At 47.2% G+C, this 14,181-nt stretch carries 15 protein-coding genes; 12 read left to right on the forward strand and 3 right to left on the reverse strand.

Translation table 11 applies throughout. The features are described 5' to 3' along the window. Positions 1 to 67: 67 nt before the first annotated feature. Positions 68 to 1,060 carry a zinc-binding dehydrogenase gene (locus MHI30_RS05040; RefSeq protein WP_075755446.1) on the reverse strand — a complete coding sequence of 331 codons (993 nt, stop codon included), beginning with the start codon at positions 1,058 to 1,060 and terminating at the stop codon, positions 68 to 70. 173 nt (positions 1,061 to 1,233) lie between these two features. Between MHI30_RS05040 and MHI30_RS05045 the strand changes: the two genes are divergently transcribed. From MHI30_RS05045 to MHI30_RS05090, 10 genes are all read left to right on the forward strand, one after another. Further along, positions 1,234 to 1,791, forward strand: coding sequence for a glycerol-3-phosphate responsive antiterminator (locus MHI30_RS05045; RefSeq protein WP_075755448.1), 558 nt, complete (start codon positions 1,234 to 1,236; stop codon positions 1,789 to 1,791). A 228-nt stretch (positions 1,792 to 2,019) separates the two neighbouring features. Continuing rightward, positions 2,020 to 2,835, forward strand: a complete 816-nt coding sequence (locus MHI30_RS05050) for an MIP/aquaporin family protein (protein ID WP_075755450.1) — start codon at positions 2,020 to 2,022, stop codon at positions 2,833 to 2,835. Positions 2,836 to 2,878: 43 nt separating this feature from the next. Then, on the forward strand, positions 2,879 to 4,369 hold the full coding sequence (gene glpK / locus MHI30_RS05055) for a glycerol kinase GlpK (RefSeq protein ID WP_075755452.1): 1,491 nt from the start codon (positions 2,879 to 2,881) through the stop codon (positions 4,367 to 4,369). A 146-nt stretch (positions 4,370 to 4,515) separates the two neighbouring features. Beyond that, complete coding sequence (glpD, locus tag MHI30_RS05060) at positions 4,516 to 6,183, forward strand: glycerol-3-phosphate dehydrogenase (protein WP_023856505.1); 1,668 nt, start codon at positions 4,516 to 4,518, stop codon at positions 6,181 to 6,183. Between the two features lie 184 nt (positions 6,184 to 6,367). Next, complete coding sequence (locus MHI30_RS05065) at positions 6,368 to 8,113, forward strand: phospho-sugar mutase (RefSeq protein ID WP_075755454.1); 1,746 nt, start codon at positions 6,368 to 6,370, stop codon at positions 8,111 to 8,113. Positions 8,114 to 8,243: 130 nt separating this feature from the next. Continuing rightward, on the forward strand, positions 8,244 to 8,702 hold the full coding sequence (locus MHI30_RS05070; protein WP_025811820.1) for a DUF6773 family protein: 459 nt from the start codon (positions 8,244 to 8,246) through the stop codon (positions 8,700 to 8,702). Between the two features lie 21 nt (positions 8,703 to 8,723). Continuing rightward, entirely contained in the window at positions 8,724 to 8,921 is a 198-nt protein-coding gene (locus tag MHI30_RS05075) for a helix-turn-helix transcriptional regulator (RefSeq protein WP_025811818.1), read from the forward strand. A 118-nt stretch (positions 8,922 to 9,039) separates the two neighbouring features. After that, positions 9,040 to 10,188 (forward strand): GAF domain-containing sensor histidine kinase, encoded by a 1,149-nt coding sequence (locus MHI30_RS05080; protein ID WP_081379960.1) that lies wholly within the window; start codon positions 9,040 to 9,042, stop codon positions 10,186 to 10,188. Next, positions 10,176 to 10,826 (forward strand): response regulator transcription factor, encoded by a 651-nt coding sequence (locus MHI30_RS05085; protein WP_075755458.1) that lies wholly within the window; start codon positions 10,176 to 10,178, stop codon positions 10,824 to 10,826. Before MHI30_RS05080 ends, MHI30_RS05085 begins: the two co-directional genes overlap by 13 nt. Positions 10,827 to 10,830: 4 nt before the next feature. Further along, positions 10,831 to 11,349, forward strand: coding sequence for an NADPH-dependent FMN reductase (locus MHI30_RS05090; RefSeq protein ID WP_075755460.1), 519 nt, complete (start codon positions 10,831 to 10,833; stop codon positions 11,347 to 11,349). Between the two features lie 30 nt (positions 11,350 to 11,379). Here MHI30_RS05090 and MHI30_RS05095 read toward each other — a convergent pair whose 3' ends face one another. Further along, the gene (locus MHI30_RS05095; protein WP_023856510.1) at positions 11,380 to 11,628 is read right to left on the reverse strand and encodes a YhdB family protein; all 249 of its coding nucleotides are present in this window, start codon (positions 11,626 to 11,628) and stop codon (positions 11,380 to 11,382) included. Between the two features lie 203 nt (positions 11,629 to 11,831). On the opposite strand from MHI30_RS05095, the gene MHI30_RS05100 reads away from it, so the two are divergent. Next, complete coding sequence (locus MHI30_RS05100; RefSeq protein WP_075755462.1) at positions 11,832 to 12,152, forward strand: YqzG/YhdC family protein; 321 nt, start codon at positions 11,832 to 11,834, stop codon at positions 12,150 to 12,152. 30 nt (positions 12,153 to 12,182) lie between these two features. Here MHI30_RS05100 and nsrR read toward each other — a convergent pair whose 3' ends face one another. Beyond that, positions 12,183 to 12,614, reverse strand: coding sequence for a nitric oxide-sensing transcriptional repressor NsrR (gene nsrR / locus MHI30_RS05105; RefSeq protein WP_059230655.1), 432 nt, complete (start codon positions 12,612 to 12,614; stop codon positions 12,183 to 12,185). 257 nt (positions 12,615 to 12,871) lie between these two features. On the opposite strand from nsrR, the gene hmpA reads away from it, so the two are divergent. Continuing rightward, the gene (gene hmpA, locus MHI30_RS05110; RefSeq protein WP_075755464.1) at positions 12,872 to 14,086 is read left to right on the forward strand and encodes an NO-inducible flavohemoprotein; all 1,215 of its coding nucleotides are present in this window, start codon (positions 12,872 to 12,874) and stop codon (positions 14,084 to 14,086) included. Positions 14,087 to 14,181 lie beyond the last annotated feature (95 nt).

Genomic DNA, 14,181 nt, shown 5'->3' on the forward strand with positions numbered 1-14,181 from the left:
CCGGCGAAAACAAAAAGGCAGCTTGAAACGGCGGCTGATGACATGGCAAGCCGCCGTTCCCCAGAGTTTACCCGCCTATTTGCAAAGCGATATTTCCAAACTGCTCCCCGTCTTTCATCCGTTTAAAGGCCGCAGCCGCTTCTGATAAAGGAAACACTTGATCAAGTACCGGCTTAAGCGAATGGCGTTCGATAAAATCAATCATTTGCCGAAATTCTTCGAGGCTGCCCATCGAAGTGCCGATGATGCTGATTTGCGGGAAAAAGAGCGAGCGCAGCGGAAGCTGGATGCTGTCTCCCGAGCTGGCGCCGAAATTGATGATCCTTCCGTTCGGCTTGATGACATCGAAATAATTCGCAAAAGTTGCCGGGCCGATGCTGTCGAGGATCAAATCAACCCGTTCCCCGCCCAAGCTTTCTTTCCACAGGCCGCGGCTTTCAATTGCGAGGTCCGCCCCATAGCGGAGCGCTTCTTTTCTTTTTTCTTCGCTTCGGGAGGTTACAGTCACCCGCGCGCCCGCTGCCTTTGCCATGAGTACCGCATTTGTGGCGACGCCTCCGCCGACTCCCGGTATTAAGATATGTTCGCCTTTTTTTAAATGTCCTTTTGTAAATAAAGCCCTGTAAGCGGTCAGAGCGGATAAAGGCAGGACGCCTGCTTCCTCCCAGGAAAGGTGCGCCGGCTTTTTCAACACGTGCTTCGCCGGGACGATGACATGCTCTGCGAAGGTTCCGTCAGATGGGCCGCCGAGAATGTCGGGTACTTGCGGAACAGAATCCGTATATTCCCAGCCGATGCTCGGATTGATGATCACCTCTGTATGAACGGCGAGGCCCTGAATGCCTTCGCCTGTCTCTTCGATCGTGCCTGCTCCGTCGGAGCCGGGTATAAACGGGGCATCACCCGCCTCCCTGGATTGAAAGAGGAACAAGTCACGGTGGTTCAGCCCGGCCGCTTTCAGTCTGATTTTGACTTCGCCCGGACCGGGCGTTTTGTCGGAAACGTCTGTATATTTCAGCCCTGAAAGGCCCTTGATTCCTTCATGGATGATCGCTTTCATAAAAAATTCCCCCCATTCGAGTTGGTTGTGTTAAATTATGGACATGAATGAAGGTAAATGTAAAATGATTTGCCCGGGGACCGTGAGAGGCTTCTGTTTATAAAGGATTGCAATGAGGCGGAAATTCCATTAGTGTAATACAGAAGCAAGATAGCAAGTGAAGGAGATGGAACATGAGTTTTCACGATCAAAAAATTTTGCCTGCGGTACGTAATATGAAGCAGTTTGATACATTCTTGGACAGCCCATTTTCATACGGGGTCCTGCTTGACATCCACCTTGGACAGCTGGGAGGCGTCATCAGTGCGGCCAGATCCCATGGGAAAAAAATGTTTGTGCACGTCGATCTGATCCAAGGAATTAAGCATGATGAATACGGTGCGGAATTCATTTGCCAGGAAATGAAACCGGCGGGCATTCTTTCTACAAGATCAAGCGTTATCGCAAAAGCAAAGCAGAAGAAAGTGTATGCGATCCAGCGCATGTTTTTAATAGACACAAGCGCCATGAAGAAGAGTATTGAACTGGTGAAAAAGCACAGACCCGACTATATAGAAGTGCTTCCCGGAGTGGTGCCGGAACTGATCAAGGAAGTCAAAGAAATAACCGGCATTCCGATCTTTGCGGGCGGGTTTATCCGTACTGAAATAGACGTCGAGCAGGCGCTTGCAGCAGGGGCATCCGCAGTCACCACCTCAGACACTGATCTATGGAAAAAATACTGGAAGTAAAAATTTAAAATGTGAAAAATTATTGACAACGCTTTCACTATACGATACGATCTTACTAAGTTAATACATTGTGACGGAGACTCGGAGACCACAGCAGTTCTTTACTCAGTATGATGTAAAGAAAGTTTGCTGTGTTTTTTTATGGTCTTATAGACACAGTGGAAAAGGTGAGCCCATGGTGTTCATCTTTAAAATAACACTTCATAATAGATTTTAGGAGGGATAGCCTTGACAGCATTTTGGGGGGAAGTTATCGGAACGATGCTGCTCATCGTCTTTGGAGCTGGAGTTTGTGCAGGAGTTAATTTGAAAAAATCGCTGTCCCATCAATCCGGATGGATTGTGATCGTCTTCGGCTGGGGGCTCGGCGTGGCCATGGCGGTATATGCCGTCGGCGGCATCAGCGGAGCGCATTTAAATCCCGCCGTGACATTGGGGCTGGCATTTGTCGGAGATTTTCCTTGGGAAGAAGTGCCTTCCTATATTTTGGGGCAGATGATCGGCGCATTTTTAGGGGCGGTGCTCGTTTTTATTCACTACTTGCCGCACTGGAAAGAAACCGAAGATCAAGGCGCGAAGCTGGGAGTATTTTCGACAGGTCCGGCGATTCCAAATACATTTGCAAACCTGTTCAGTGAAACATTGGGGACTTTTGTTCTCGTTCTCGGACTTTTAACGATCGGTGCAAACAAGTTTACTGACGGACTGAATCCGCTTGTTGTCGGATTTCTGATCGTGGCGATCGGGATCTCGCTCGGCGGAACAACAGGCTATGCGATTAACCCTGCCCGCGATTTGGGGCCGAGAATCGCCCACTTTGTCCTTCCGATTGCAGGCAAAGGAAGTTCAAATTGGAAGTACGCGTGGATTCCTGTTTTAGGACCGGCGCTCGGCGGTTCATTTGCAGGCGTTTTTTACAATGCCGCATTCAAAGGGCACATCACCAACACATTTTGGATTGTAAGCGTTATACTAGTTGTGATATTGTTAGGTTTCTATATTCATATGAAAAAACAATCGGTTGATCAATCGGTCAACATTTAAAAAAACGCAATCTAAACAGACATATAAGGGGGAGTTTCAAAAAATGGAAAAATACATTTTGTCTCTTGATCAAGGCACCACAAGCACAAGGGCGATTGTTTTCAACAAAGCAGGCGAAATCGTCCATATTGCGCAAAAAGAATTTCAGCAATATTTTCCAAACCCCGGCTGGGTTGAACATAATGCAAATGAAATCTGGGGCTCCGTTCTGTCGGTGATCGCTTCTGCGCTTTCAGAATCGGGGATCGAAGCCGGACAAATTGCCGGAATCGGGATCACAAACCAGCGGGAAACAACCGTTGTTTGGGATAAACATACCGGCAAACCGGTCTACAATGCGATTGTGTGGCAGTCCCGCCAATCGGCGGAAATATGTCAGGAATTGAGAGAACAAGGCTATGAAGAGACAATCAGAGAAAAAACAGGCCTTTTAATCGATCCTTATTTCTCAGGCACGAAGGTGAAATGGATTTTGGATCATGTGGAAGGGGCAAGGGAGAAAGCTGAAAACGGCGACCTTCTCTTCGGTACGATCGATTCTTGGCTGATCTGGAAAATGTCCGGCGGAAAAGCGCATGTGACAGATTATTCAAATGCCTCAAGAACACTGATGTTCAACATCTATGACCTCAAATGGGATGATGAACTTCTCGATATTCTCGGCGTGCCGAAATCGATGCTTCCAGAAGTCAAGCCTTCATCGCATGTATACGCTGAAACGGTCGATTATCATTTCTTCGGCAAAAACATTCCGATTGCAGGTGCAGCCGGCGACCAGCAGGCAGCATTGTTCGGGCAGGCTTGCTTTGAAGAGGGAATGGTTAAGAACACGTATGGAACAGGCTGCTTTATGCTGATGAACACCGGCGAGAAAGCGATCAAATCAGAGCACGGCCTGCTGACGACAATCGCCTGGGGCATCGATGGAAAGGTGGAATATGCGCTGGAAGGCAGCGTCTTCGTCGCAGGTTCCGCTATTCAATGGCTGCGAGATGGGCTGAGAATGTTTAAAGACGCCAAGGAAAGTGAAAAATACGCTGTAAGAGCAGAATCTGCCGATGGTGTTTATGTGGTTCCTGCATTTGTAGGTTTAGGCACGCCTTATTGGGACAGCGATGTCCGCGGCGCTGTATTCGGACTGACCCGGGGTACGACGAAAGAGCATTTTGTTAGAGCAACGCTTGAAGCGCTTGCCTATCAAACGAAAGACGTGCTTGACGCAATGATGGAAGACTCCGGGATCTCGGTGAAAACGCTGAGAGTCGACGGCGGAGCTGTCAAAAACAACTTCCTGATGGATTTTCAGGGCGACATTTTGGATGTCCCTGTAGAACGTCCTGAAATCAACGAAACAACCGCGCTCGGTTCAGCCTATTTAGCGGGTCTTGCTGTCGGCTTCTGGAGTGATCGTTCCGAGATCAAAGACCAGTGGCAGCTTGACAAACGTTTTGAACCGAAAATGGAAGAAAAAGAGCGCGAGAGTCTGTACAGCGGGTGGAAGAAAGCTGTAAATGCAGCTAGGGCTTTTAAATAAGCCGCATGTATGTTACAATCTAATTAAGTTAATAGAAACGGTTGGAGAAGAGGAGAGACCGCAGGCACCAAAGCAGTATCAGCGCTTTGGATGTTTGTGGTCTCTTTTTCTATTTTTTTACCGTGACAACAAGGGAGGACATGAACATGGAATCATTATTTTCAAGCCGTAAACGGGACGATATTTTACAGAATATGACGAAGCAGAAGTATGACGTGTTTATTATCGGCGGAGGTATTACAGGTGCAGGGACGGCATTGGACGCCGCTTCGCGCGGAATGAAAACGGCGCTTTGCGAAATGCAGGACTTTGCGGCCGGAACGTCAAGCCGCTCCACGAAACTCGTCCACGGCGGACTTCGCTATTTAAAGCAATTTGAAGTGAAAATGGTAGCTGAGGTCGGCAAAGAGCGGGCGATCGTCTATGAAAACGGGCCGCATGTGACAACGCCCGAATGGATGCTGCTTCCGATGCATAAGGGAGGCACTTTCGGCAAATTCAGCACGTCAATCGGACTGAGAGTGTACGACTTTTTAGCAGGCGTCAAAAAAGCTGAGCGGAGGAGCATGCTGAATGCCGAAGAAACTCTTCAAAAAGAGCCGCTCGTGAAAAAGAACGGCCTGAAAGGCGGCGGCTATTATGTCGAATACCGGACGGATGACGCCAGGCTGACGATCGAAGTCATGAAAGAAGCGGTTAAATTCGGAGCCGAGGCTGTCAATTATGCGAAAGTAAGCGATTTTATTTATGAAAACGGCAAGGTCACCGGCGTGGTCATTGAAGACGTCTTCACGAAAAAAACATACCGCGTCCACGCGAAAAAAATCGTCAATGCCGCAGGTCCGTGGGTTGACCGTCTGCGGGAAAAAGACCATTCAAAAGAAGGCAAACACCTTCAGCATACAAAAGGCGTGCATCTTGTTTTTGATCAATCGGTCTTTCCTTTAAAACAAGCCGTTTATTTTGACACGCCCGACGGCCGTATGGTGTTCGCGATTCCGAGAGACGGAAAGGCATATGTCGGCACAACGGACACCGTCTACAACGAGGATCTGGAACACCCTCGAATGACGACTGCAGACAGGGATTATGTCATTAATGCCATCAACTATATGTTCCCTGAACTGGGAATCAAGGCCGAAGATGTCGAATCAAGCTGGGCTGGGCTCAGACCGCTGATTCATGAAGAAGGAAAAGACCCGTCCGAGATTTCCCGGAAAGATGAGATCTGGACTTCTGAATCCGGACTGATCACAATTGCCGGCGGAAAGCTGACCGGCTACAGAAAAATGGCTGAGCATATCGTTGATCTTGTCAGAGACCGATTAAAAGAAGAGGGCGGCAGAGACTTCGGTCCTTGCAGAACAAAAACGATGCCGATCTCAGGCGGCCATATCGGCGGCTCCAAAAATCTCGAGGATTTTATTCGAGCGAAAGCAGCCGAAGGGATCAAGGCTGGACTGTCCGAAGAGACGGCCAGACAGATCGCCGCACGATACGGTTCGAACGCAGACCGCCTGTTTGATCGTGTTCCATCTCTAAAAGATGAAGCAGCAGAACGCCGCATTCCTGTCCATGTACTGGCAGAAATGGATTACGGGATCGAGGAAGAAATGGCTGCCGTCCCGGCAGACTTCTTCGTGCGCAGAACGGGTGCGCTGTTCTTTGACATCAATTGGGTCCGCACTTACAAAGACAGCCTTACGGACTACATGAGCGAGAAGCTGAACTGGGATGGCGAAACGAAGGCCCGGCATGTCCAGGTCTTGGAAGGACTTCTTCACGACGCTGTTGTCCCGCTGGAAAGCAGATGATTGATCGGGTTAAATGACCTTGATGAAATTTCGTTAAAAATCAACCGAATGGCCTAACGTGAGGCTGTCTTGATCAGGCAGCCTCATTTTTGTCGTTCGGCATGCTAAATTTGGACAAAGCGGCTGTTTGTCGATATGATAAAAGAAAAGCTGCAATTACTTAGCTGGAATATTGGAGGTAATCATGAGCTGGAGAACGAGCTATGAACGCTGGAAAAACAAAGAAAACTTAGATTCCGAATTAAAATCGCTTCTTCTGGAAGCTGAAGGAAATGAAAAAGAATTAGAGGATTGCTTTTATAAAAAACTTGAGTTTGGTACAGCCGGCATGCGCGGAGAGATCGGACCCGGTCCGAACCGCATGAACGTTTATACGGTTCGCAAAGCATCGGCGGGCCTTGCCGCATACATAGGAGCGAACGGCGAAGAAGCAAAAAAGCGCGGCGTTGTGATTGCGTACGATTCCCGCCACAAATCGCCTGAATTTGCAATGGAAGCTGCTAAAACGCTCGCGGAAAACGGCGTTCAAACGTACGTGTTTGACGAACTGCGCCCGACACCTGAACTTTCCTTTGCGGTAAGAGAACTGAATGCGTTTGCAGGTATTGTTATCACGGCGAGCCATAACCCGCCTGAATACAACGGCTATAAAGTCTACGGAGAGGACGGCGCGCAGCTTCCGCCTGCTGATGCCGACAAACTCATCGGCTATGTCAATGCGATTGAAAACGAACTTGAGATCGAAGCCGGTGATGAAGCTGCATTAACCGAAAAAGGCTTGATCAAAATAATCGGCGAGGAAATCGATCAAGCGTATCTCGATAAACTGACATCGATTTCTGTCAACCCTGATCTGGCAAAGGAAACTGAAGTCAAAGTCATTTTCACCCCGCTGCACGGCACGGCAAACAAATCCGTGAGACGCGGCTTGAAAGCTCTCGGGTATGAACATGTCACAGTCGTTCCGGAACAGGAACTGCCTGATCCTGACTTTTCGACCGTGTCTTCTCCTAATCCGGAAGAGCACGCCGCTTTTGAATATGCGATCAGGCTCGGAGAAGAAAAAGGAGCCGATATTCTGATCGGAACCGATCCCGACGCGGACCGCCTCGGCGTCGCTGTAAAGGATCAAGAAGGCCGTTACGCGGTGCTGACAGGAAATCAAACCGGCGCGCTGCTTTTGCATTATCTGCTATCGCAAAAACAGCAGAAAGGCACGCTGCCTGATAACGGAGTCGTTCTAAAAACGATTGTGACGAGCGAAATGGGGCGCGACATTGCCGCTTCTTTCGGACTTGACACGATCGACACGCTGACCGGCTTTAAATTCATCGGAGAAAAAATCAAACAATTTGAAGCATCGGGCGAATATGCTTTCCAATTCGGTTATGAGGAGAGCTACGGTTACTTGATCGGCGATTTCGCAAGAGACAAGGATGCCGTCCAGGCCGCACTGCTTGCGGTTGAGGTATGCGCCTTCTATAAAAAGCAGGGAAAATCGCTGTATGATGGGCTCCTCGAATTGTATCAAACGTTCGGCTTCTATAGAGAAGGCTTGAAGTCCCTGACCTTAAAAGGAAAAGAGGGAGCGGAGCAAATCGCGGCCATCCTCAGCACATTCAGAGAACAGCCGCCTCTTTCCATCGCTGGAAAAGACGTTGTATCCGCAGAAGACTATTTGACAGGGAAGCGGACGCTGCTGAAGGAAAACAAAACAGAAACGATCGATCTTCCGACATCCAATGTTTTGAAATATTTCCTTGAAGACGGCTCATGGTTCTGCCTCCGTCCATCAGGAACAGAGCCCAAAGTGAAATTTTATTTCGCGGTCAAAGGCCGAACCAATGAAGACAGTGAAGCGCTTCTCCATCAATTGACAGATGAAGTGATGAAAAAAATCGATGATATTGTAAAAGCGACTTCAAATTGATAATCGCTGAAAACCCGCCTTGCTACATGGCGGGTTTTCAATTTTTATTGATAAGCGGCCATAAATAATGTAATATATATTTAACAATAAGTTAGATATAAATTGCATATGAAAGGGGAAAATGGCTGACATGAAATGGATCAAAACCGGGGATGAATACGTAGAAAAGAAAATGACGCAATTTTTTAGCGAAGCCGGTACGATTGTCGCTGCTATCTTATTTTTGGATATGATCATCCGGGGCCTCATTTTAGGGAGACCGGCATCCGAATACATCGTCAGTGCCATCGGTTTTGCAGTCTATGCAGGCTGGATATTGTTCCGCTATCTTTTGTCGGGGTTTGAATATCCGGAGATTGCAGGTCAAGCGGCGTACAGGAAAAAAAGAAAAGAGATCACGGCTCTCAGCCTCGCTTCCGGCATCATATTTGCCATTTTAGTGCTTATTTTTACCGGCATACCAAAACACCCCGGCAGTTGGTTTGACTTTATTATGATGGTGATGTTGTTTGTATTTTTTCATTTTCTGATCAACTTTATCTCGTTGCGCAAATCCTTTCGGAAAAATCAAGATCTATTAGATGATTAATTGAAAACGGCGGGTGAGCATATGGTTAACCGGGTCAAACTCGCCCGGGTCGAAAAGTCTTTGACACAAGCCCAGCTTGCCGAGCGGGTCAATGTGACAAGACAGACGATCGGGCTGATCGAAAAAAATAAATACAATCCGACATTGCACCTATGCATCGCGATCGCAAAGGCGCTGGACAAAACGCTTGACGATTTGTTTTGGGAGGAAGAAGCTTAACGATTCGCTTTGTCCCTTCTCGGTCAAAAGTCTTAGAAAAGTTCATCTCATGAGGTGGCCTTTTTTTTAGCAAATATCGATATAATAAAAGAAACTCCGGGTTAAGGGGATGAATCTTTTGCGGGAAGACACGCAGTTTGAAAAATTGAAAACGCTCAAAGAAATAGCGGAAGCTTTAAACGAAGGGAACCATCTAAAAGAAACGCTTCATGCTGTTTTAAAAAAGCTGCTCCGCTTAACAGGACTCAAAACGGCGTGGCTTTTTCTGATCGATGAAAAGGGGCGCTTTGAACTGGCCGCTTCGGTCTGCCTGCCTCAGGCGCTTTCTTACCGGCACAACCGTTTATTATGCGAAGGAAGCTGCTACTGTCTTGAACAATATAGGGACGGAAAGCTGGACAGGGCGAAAAATATCATTCACTGCCGGCGAATTACGACGGCCATGAGACAGAAGACCGGAGATCCGGAAGGCATCACACATCATGCAACTGTCCCACTCAGCGACCAGAAGAAACGGTTCGGTTTACTGAACGTTGCGGCTCCGGGCAAAATTCATTTCAGCCGCGGAGAACTGGCGCTTCTCGAAGCTGTAGCTCTGCAAATCGGAATGGCGATCAAACGGATGCGGCTTGCTGAACAACAGCAAAAACACATGCTGCTGACCGAAAGAAACAGATTGGCTCAGGACTTGCATGATTCCGTCAATCAAATGCTTTTTTCGCTTAGCTTGACCGCTAAAGCGGCGGGTGAAATGACAGACCAGCCTGAGGTCAGGGAAATGCTCGAGTTTATGCAACATCTTTCTCATGAAGCGCTGCTTGAGATGCGGGCGTTAATTTGGCAGCTCAGGCCCCAGGGCCTTGAAGAAGGGTTGGCGGCTGCTCTTGAAAAATATGCGGAAGTGCTCGGCCTTCAGGTGATCTTCAAGCTCAGCGGTGTGCTCCGGCTGCCGCCTCCTGCTGAGGAATTGATGTGGCGGCTGAGCCAGGAAGCTCTCAACAATTGCAAAAAGCATGCCGGTGCAAGCCGCATACAAGTGAAAATCGATGTATTCCAGTCCTCTGCCGTCTTGGAAATCGAAGATGACGGCAAAGGGTTTCAGTACGATCCTGACGCGGGGCTTCCGACGCTTGGGCTGAAAGGAATGAAGGAGCGGACGAAAAAAGCGGGCGGCACGTTTTTGATCAACTCCGCAATCGGTAAGGGGACGAAAATCCGGGCGGTTTTGCCTTTGAAGGAGAAGGGGGAGGCAGGATGGAAAAGGTGAAAATCATCATTGCCGATGATCATCATATTGTCAGAAAAGGCCTCTTGTTTTTTTTCAAAACAAAAAGCGATTTTGACGTTGTCGGAGAGGCTTCAACAGGAATTGAGGCGCTCGATGTCTTGCGAAGACGTGAGGCAGACATCGTATTAATGGATTTATCAATGCCTGAAATGGACGGAATTGAGGCGACAAAGCGAATAAAAAAGGAATATCCGTCAGTCAAAATCATAGCGCTGACAAGCTATGCGGATGAAAGCTATGTGATTCCCGCCATCCAGGCGGGAGCCTCTGCCTATCAGCTCAAAGACGCCGAGCCTGATGAACTTGTCGAGACGATACGCGCTGTTTATGGAGGGAGATATTCCTTGGATCCAAGCATCATGTCCCACGTCTTTCACCATGTGTCACAGGCTGATGAGAAAGAAAAAATACATCAATTGACAAATAGAGAAAAAGATGTTTTATTGGAAATTACAAAAGGGAAAAGCAACAAGGAAATTGCCGCATCTTTATTTATCAGCGAAAAAACAGTGAAAACTCATGTATCCAATCTGCTGTCAAAGCTTGGCTTATCCGATCGCACGCAAGCCGCGCTCTTTGCAGTTAAACACGGACTACAACAAAATGATGGGAGATGATCAAATGAAAATAACCGTAGTCAGCGGAACCGCTAGAAAACAGGGCAGAACGCGGATTGCCGCTTCCTATATCGCCCGCACGTATCAGGCGGAGCTTATCGATTTAAGCGAGTTCATCCTACCGATTTTCAACGGGGATGAAGAGCAGAGCTCGCTGGAGAATGTTCAAAAACTGAAAACTTCTGTCAAAGAAGCAGACGCTGTCGTTTTATTATCTCCCGAATACCACAGCGGTATGAGCGGCGCTTTGAAAAATGCGCTCGATTTTTTAAGCAATGAACAGTTCTCGGGCAAACCGGTTGCGCTTTTTGCTTGTGCAGGAGGCGGAAAAGGCGGGATGAACGCGCTCGCCAATATGCGCATTGTCGCGCGCGGAGTTTATGCGAACGTCATCACAAAGCAGCTTGTGCTCGATCCGATTCATATTGATGAGGAACACCAAACGGTTACTGAAGCAGCAAAAGCCAATATCAAAAATGTAATGGAAGAGCTTCTGCTCTTTGCCGAATTTCAAAAAGCCTGACGCCGATTAGAGCGCCAGGCTTATTTTATTTTACGTAAAAACAAGCACGCCGTTTTCATGTTCTTGTCCCGAAAATGAGGCGTGATCAATGTACTGCAGCAGATCATAAAGCCTTTTTTCGACAATGGCGTCATCTCTTTCAAAATTGTAGGCGTGCAAAAAATGTTCGATCCGCTTTGATAATAAATCGTCTTCTGTCCGCACCATCAGGATCAGCAGATTGTCCCACTGCGAGCGGTGCGTATAGTACAAAGCTTTGTCATAATCAGCGTAATTCAATTTCGCCACTCTCCCTTCTTTCTGAGGAGTCATGATTATTTTATGTGGCGGGATGTTTTTTTCTCCGGGCAAAACTTGGTCTCCCTTGTTTGGCGGCCTAGAAATATGAGGATGGTATACGCTAGACCGCGAAAAATGTCTGCATGACATTCGCCGTTTCCGGTCAAGCTAACGTATGTACAATACATGCGGAGCGAATGGAAATGAAAAAACGATATTGCACGTACTTTTTTTGCATACTAACGCTTTTATCATTCCCGGCGAAAAGCCACTTTCAAGCAGGTGTTTCCGATACGCCTGAACGGTGGGAGAGAATCGCCTGGAGTGCGCTTGAAGAAAAATACGAAGGCGCAAAGTTCGAGGATTATGAATATTTAGGGCGCACTCAAGTCAATGATGACGAGACAAAGGATGTCTTCAGGGTAACCGTCAATCAGAAAGGCAAATCATTTTCGGCGCACGCCGAGGTGTATTTTCACCCGGTGACCAATGCGATCATCAATGTGAATATTTTTACCTTATAGCAAAAAAAACGAAGGAAGCCGCTTCCTTCGTTAACTCAATAATTTACGTATATGGTCCTGATTAACGATAATATCCTGCAGAGTGTATTGATCCAATACGTCCAAATAGGCGGAAAGGGCTTTGTTTAAAACATGCTTTAATCCGCAGATCGGAGAAAGTATACAATGGTTTTTTTCTCCGTTAAAACACTCGACAAGGTTAAAATCATCTTCTGTATGTCTTATGACTTCACCGATATTAATCAGTTCAGGCGCTTTTCCGAGACGAATCCCGCCGTTGCGGCCCCGAATCGTTTCAACGTAGCCAAGCTTGCCAAGCTCGTAAATCACCTTCATAAGGTGGTTTTTTGAAATGGAATAAGAATCGGCGATGTCTTTAATATTGACAAGCTCGTTTGAGTTTTTGGTTGCTAGAAAAATCAGTACCCTCAATGAGTAATCCGTATAATTTGTTAATTTCATCGCATGACCTCAATCAAACAAGTTTCCATTATCTTATCACATTTGCCTTCGGTTATGAGGGTGGAGCGGAAATTGTTACAAAAATATAAAACATTCCTTGAAAATATTGCTTTAATTCCATTAAAAGTCTAGTATAAAGATGTATCTAAAATACATCTTTAATCAAAAGTAACAGTCCCATTTAAAAAAGATCTTATTGCACCTTTAAAGATGTATTTCAAATACATTTTTAAAGTGACTGGAGAGGAGAAAGCGTTATGCTATCTGAAAAAACCATGCAAATTGTCAAATCGACCGCCCCTGTTTTAAAAGAAAAGGGAACAGAGATCACCACTTGTTTTTACAAGCGGATGTTTAATGCGCACCCTGAACTGAAAAATATCTTCAACATGTCCCGCCAGCAAACCGGCGGACAGCCGAAAGCTTTGGCTTTCACTGTTTTGCAGGCGGCTGAGAACATCGACCGGCTCGGAGACCTGCTGCCGGTTGTCAAACAAATCGGGCATAAACACAAAAGTTTGCATGTGAAACCAGAGCACTATCCTATTGTCGGTCAGCACCTTTTGGAAGCAATTGAAATTGTGCTCGGCGAAGCTGCGACAGAGGACATTCTCCAGGCATGGGCAGAAGCCTATGAAGAGATCGCCCGCGTATTTATTGAAGTCGAAAAACAAATGTATGAAGAAGACAAAAAGCAGGATGGAAACTGGGAAGGATTTAAACCGTTTGTCATCATGGATAAGCGGGTCGAATCCGCTACGATTGCTTCCTTTTATTTGAAGCCTGCCGATGGAACGGATTTGCCCGCTTTCAGTCCCGGACAGTACGTATCTGTCCGCATTAAAATTCCCGGTGAACCGTATTTCTTAACAAGGCAGTACAGCTTGTCAGATGCCTGGAATAAAGACTACTACCGCATTTCAGTCAAATTGGAAGCGGAGGAAGGGCAGCCGATCGGAAGGGTATCAAGCTATCTGCATGAGAACATGGAAATCGGGGGCAGCTTGGAAGTGAGCGCTCCGGCCGGAGATTTCACCCTTTCCGAAGGAACGGATCATCCGGTTTACTTCATCAGCGCCGGATCAGGCATCACGCCTGTCATGAGCATGGTGCAAACATTGGCTCAAAAAGAAAGCAGCCGCGAGATCACATTCGTGCACGCTGCGAAATCTGAACAGCATCACGCTTTCAAGGAAGAAACGGAGAAGCTGCTCGGCGACAATCCGGCGAACCGTCTCCTGTTTGTCTACAGCAGGGATGCTGGAGCGACGGAAGATCATATTGTAAAAGGCCGGGTGAATGAAGAGCTTTTGGAATCGATCGTGAAAGATCCAAATAGCGAATTTTATGTATGCGGTCCGCTTTCATTTATGAAAAGCGTGATTGAAGGATTGCAAAATCTTGGCGTTTCGATGGAAAACATCCGCTATGAGAGCTTTGCTTCATCCCTTGACATGCAAATAGCGAACTAGCCAAAGAGGCAGCTGTCAAACCGACAGCTGCCTTTCATCTTTTCAAAACCCGGCTCATACAATAAAGAGAAGTCCAACCGGGGGGGATTTGAGTA

It is taken from the genome of Bacillus sp. FSL L8-0528 (genome assembly GCF_038593085.1).
In the GTDB taxonomy this organism is placed as follows: Bacteria; Bacillota; Bacilli; order Bacillales; family Bacillaceae; genus Bacillus; species Bacillus paralicheniformis.

Excerpts from the sequence above, each read along its gene's own strand:
- glpD (WP_023856505.1), top strand. The coding sequence starts at position 4,516 with ATGGAATCATTATTTTCAAGCCGTAAACGGGACGATATTTTACAGAAT.
- MHI30_RS05100 (WP_075755462.1), top strand. The coding sequence starts at position 11,832 with ATGAAAAAACGATATTGCACGTACTTTTTTTGCATACTAACGCTTTTA.
- MHI30_RS05075 (WP_025811818.1), top strand. The coding sequence starts at position 8,724 with ATGGTTAACCGGGTCAAACTCGCCCGGGTCGAAAAGTCTTTGACACAA.
- nsrR (WP_059230655.1), bottom strand. The coding sequence starts at position 12,614 with ATGAAATTAACAAATTATACGGATTACTCATTGAGGGTACTGATTTTT.
- MHI30_RS05045 (WP_075755448.1), top strand. The coding sequence starts at position 1,234 with ATGAGTTTTCACGATCAAAAAATTTTGCCTGCGGTACGTAATATGAAG.
- MHI30_RS05070 (WP_025811820.1), top strand. The coding sequence starts at position 8,244 with ATGAAATGGATCAAAACCGGGGATGAATACGTAGAAAAGAAAATGACG.
- glpK (WP_075755452.1), top strand. The coding sequence starts at position 2,879 with ATGGAAAAATACATTTTGTCTCTTGATCAAGGCACCACAAGCACAAGG.
- MHI30_RS05065 (WP_075755454.1), top strand. The coding sequence starts at position 6,368 with ATGAGCTGGAGAACGAGCTATGAACGCTGGAAAAACAAAGAAAACTTA.
- MHI30_RS05040 (WP_075755446.1), bottom strand. The coding sequence starts at position 1,060 with ATGAAAGCGATCATCCATGAAGGAATCAAGGGCCTTTCAGGGCTGAAA.
- hmpA (WP_075755464.1), top strand. The coding sequence starts at position 12,872 with ATGCTATCTGAAAAAACCATGCAAATTGTCAAATCGACCGCCCCTGTT.
- MHI30_RS05090 (WP_075755460.1), top strand. The coding sequence starts at position 10,831 with ATGAAAATAACCGTAGTCAGCGGAACCGCTAGAAAACAGGGCAGAACG.
- MHI30_RS05085 (WP_075755458.1), top strand. The coding sequence starts at position 10,176 with ATGGAAAAGGTGAAAATCATCATTGCCGATGATCATCATATTGTCAGA.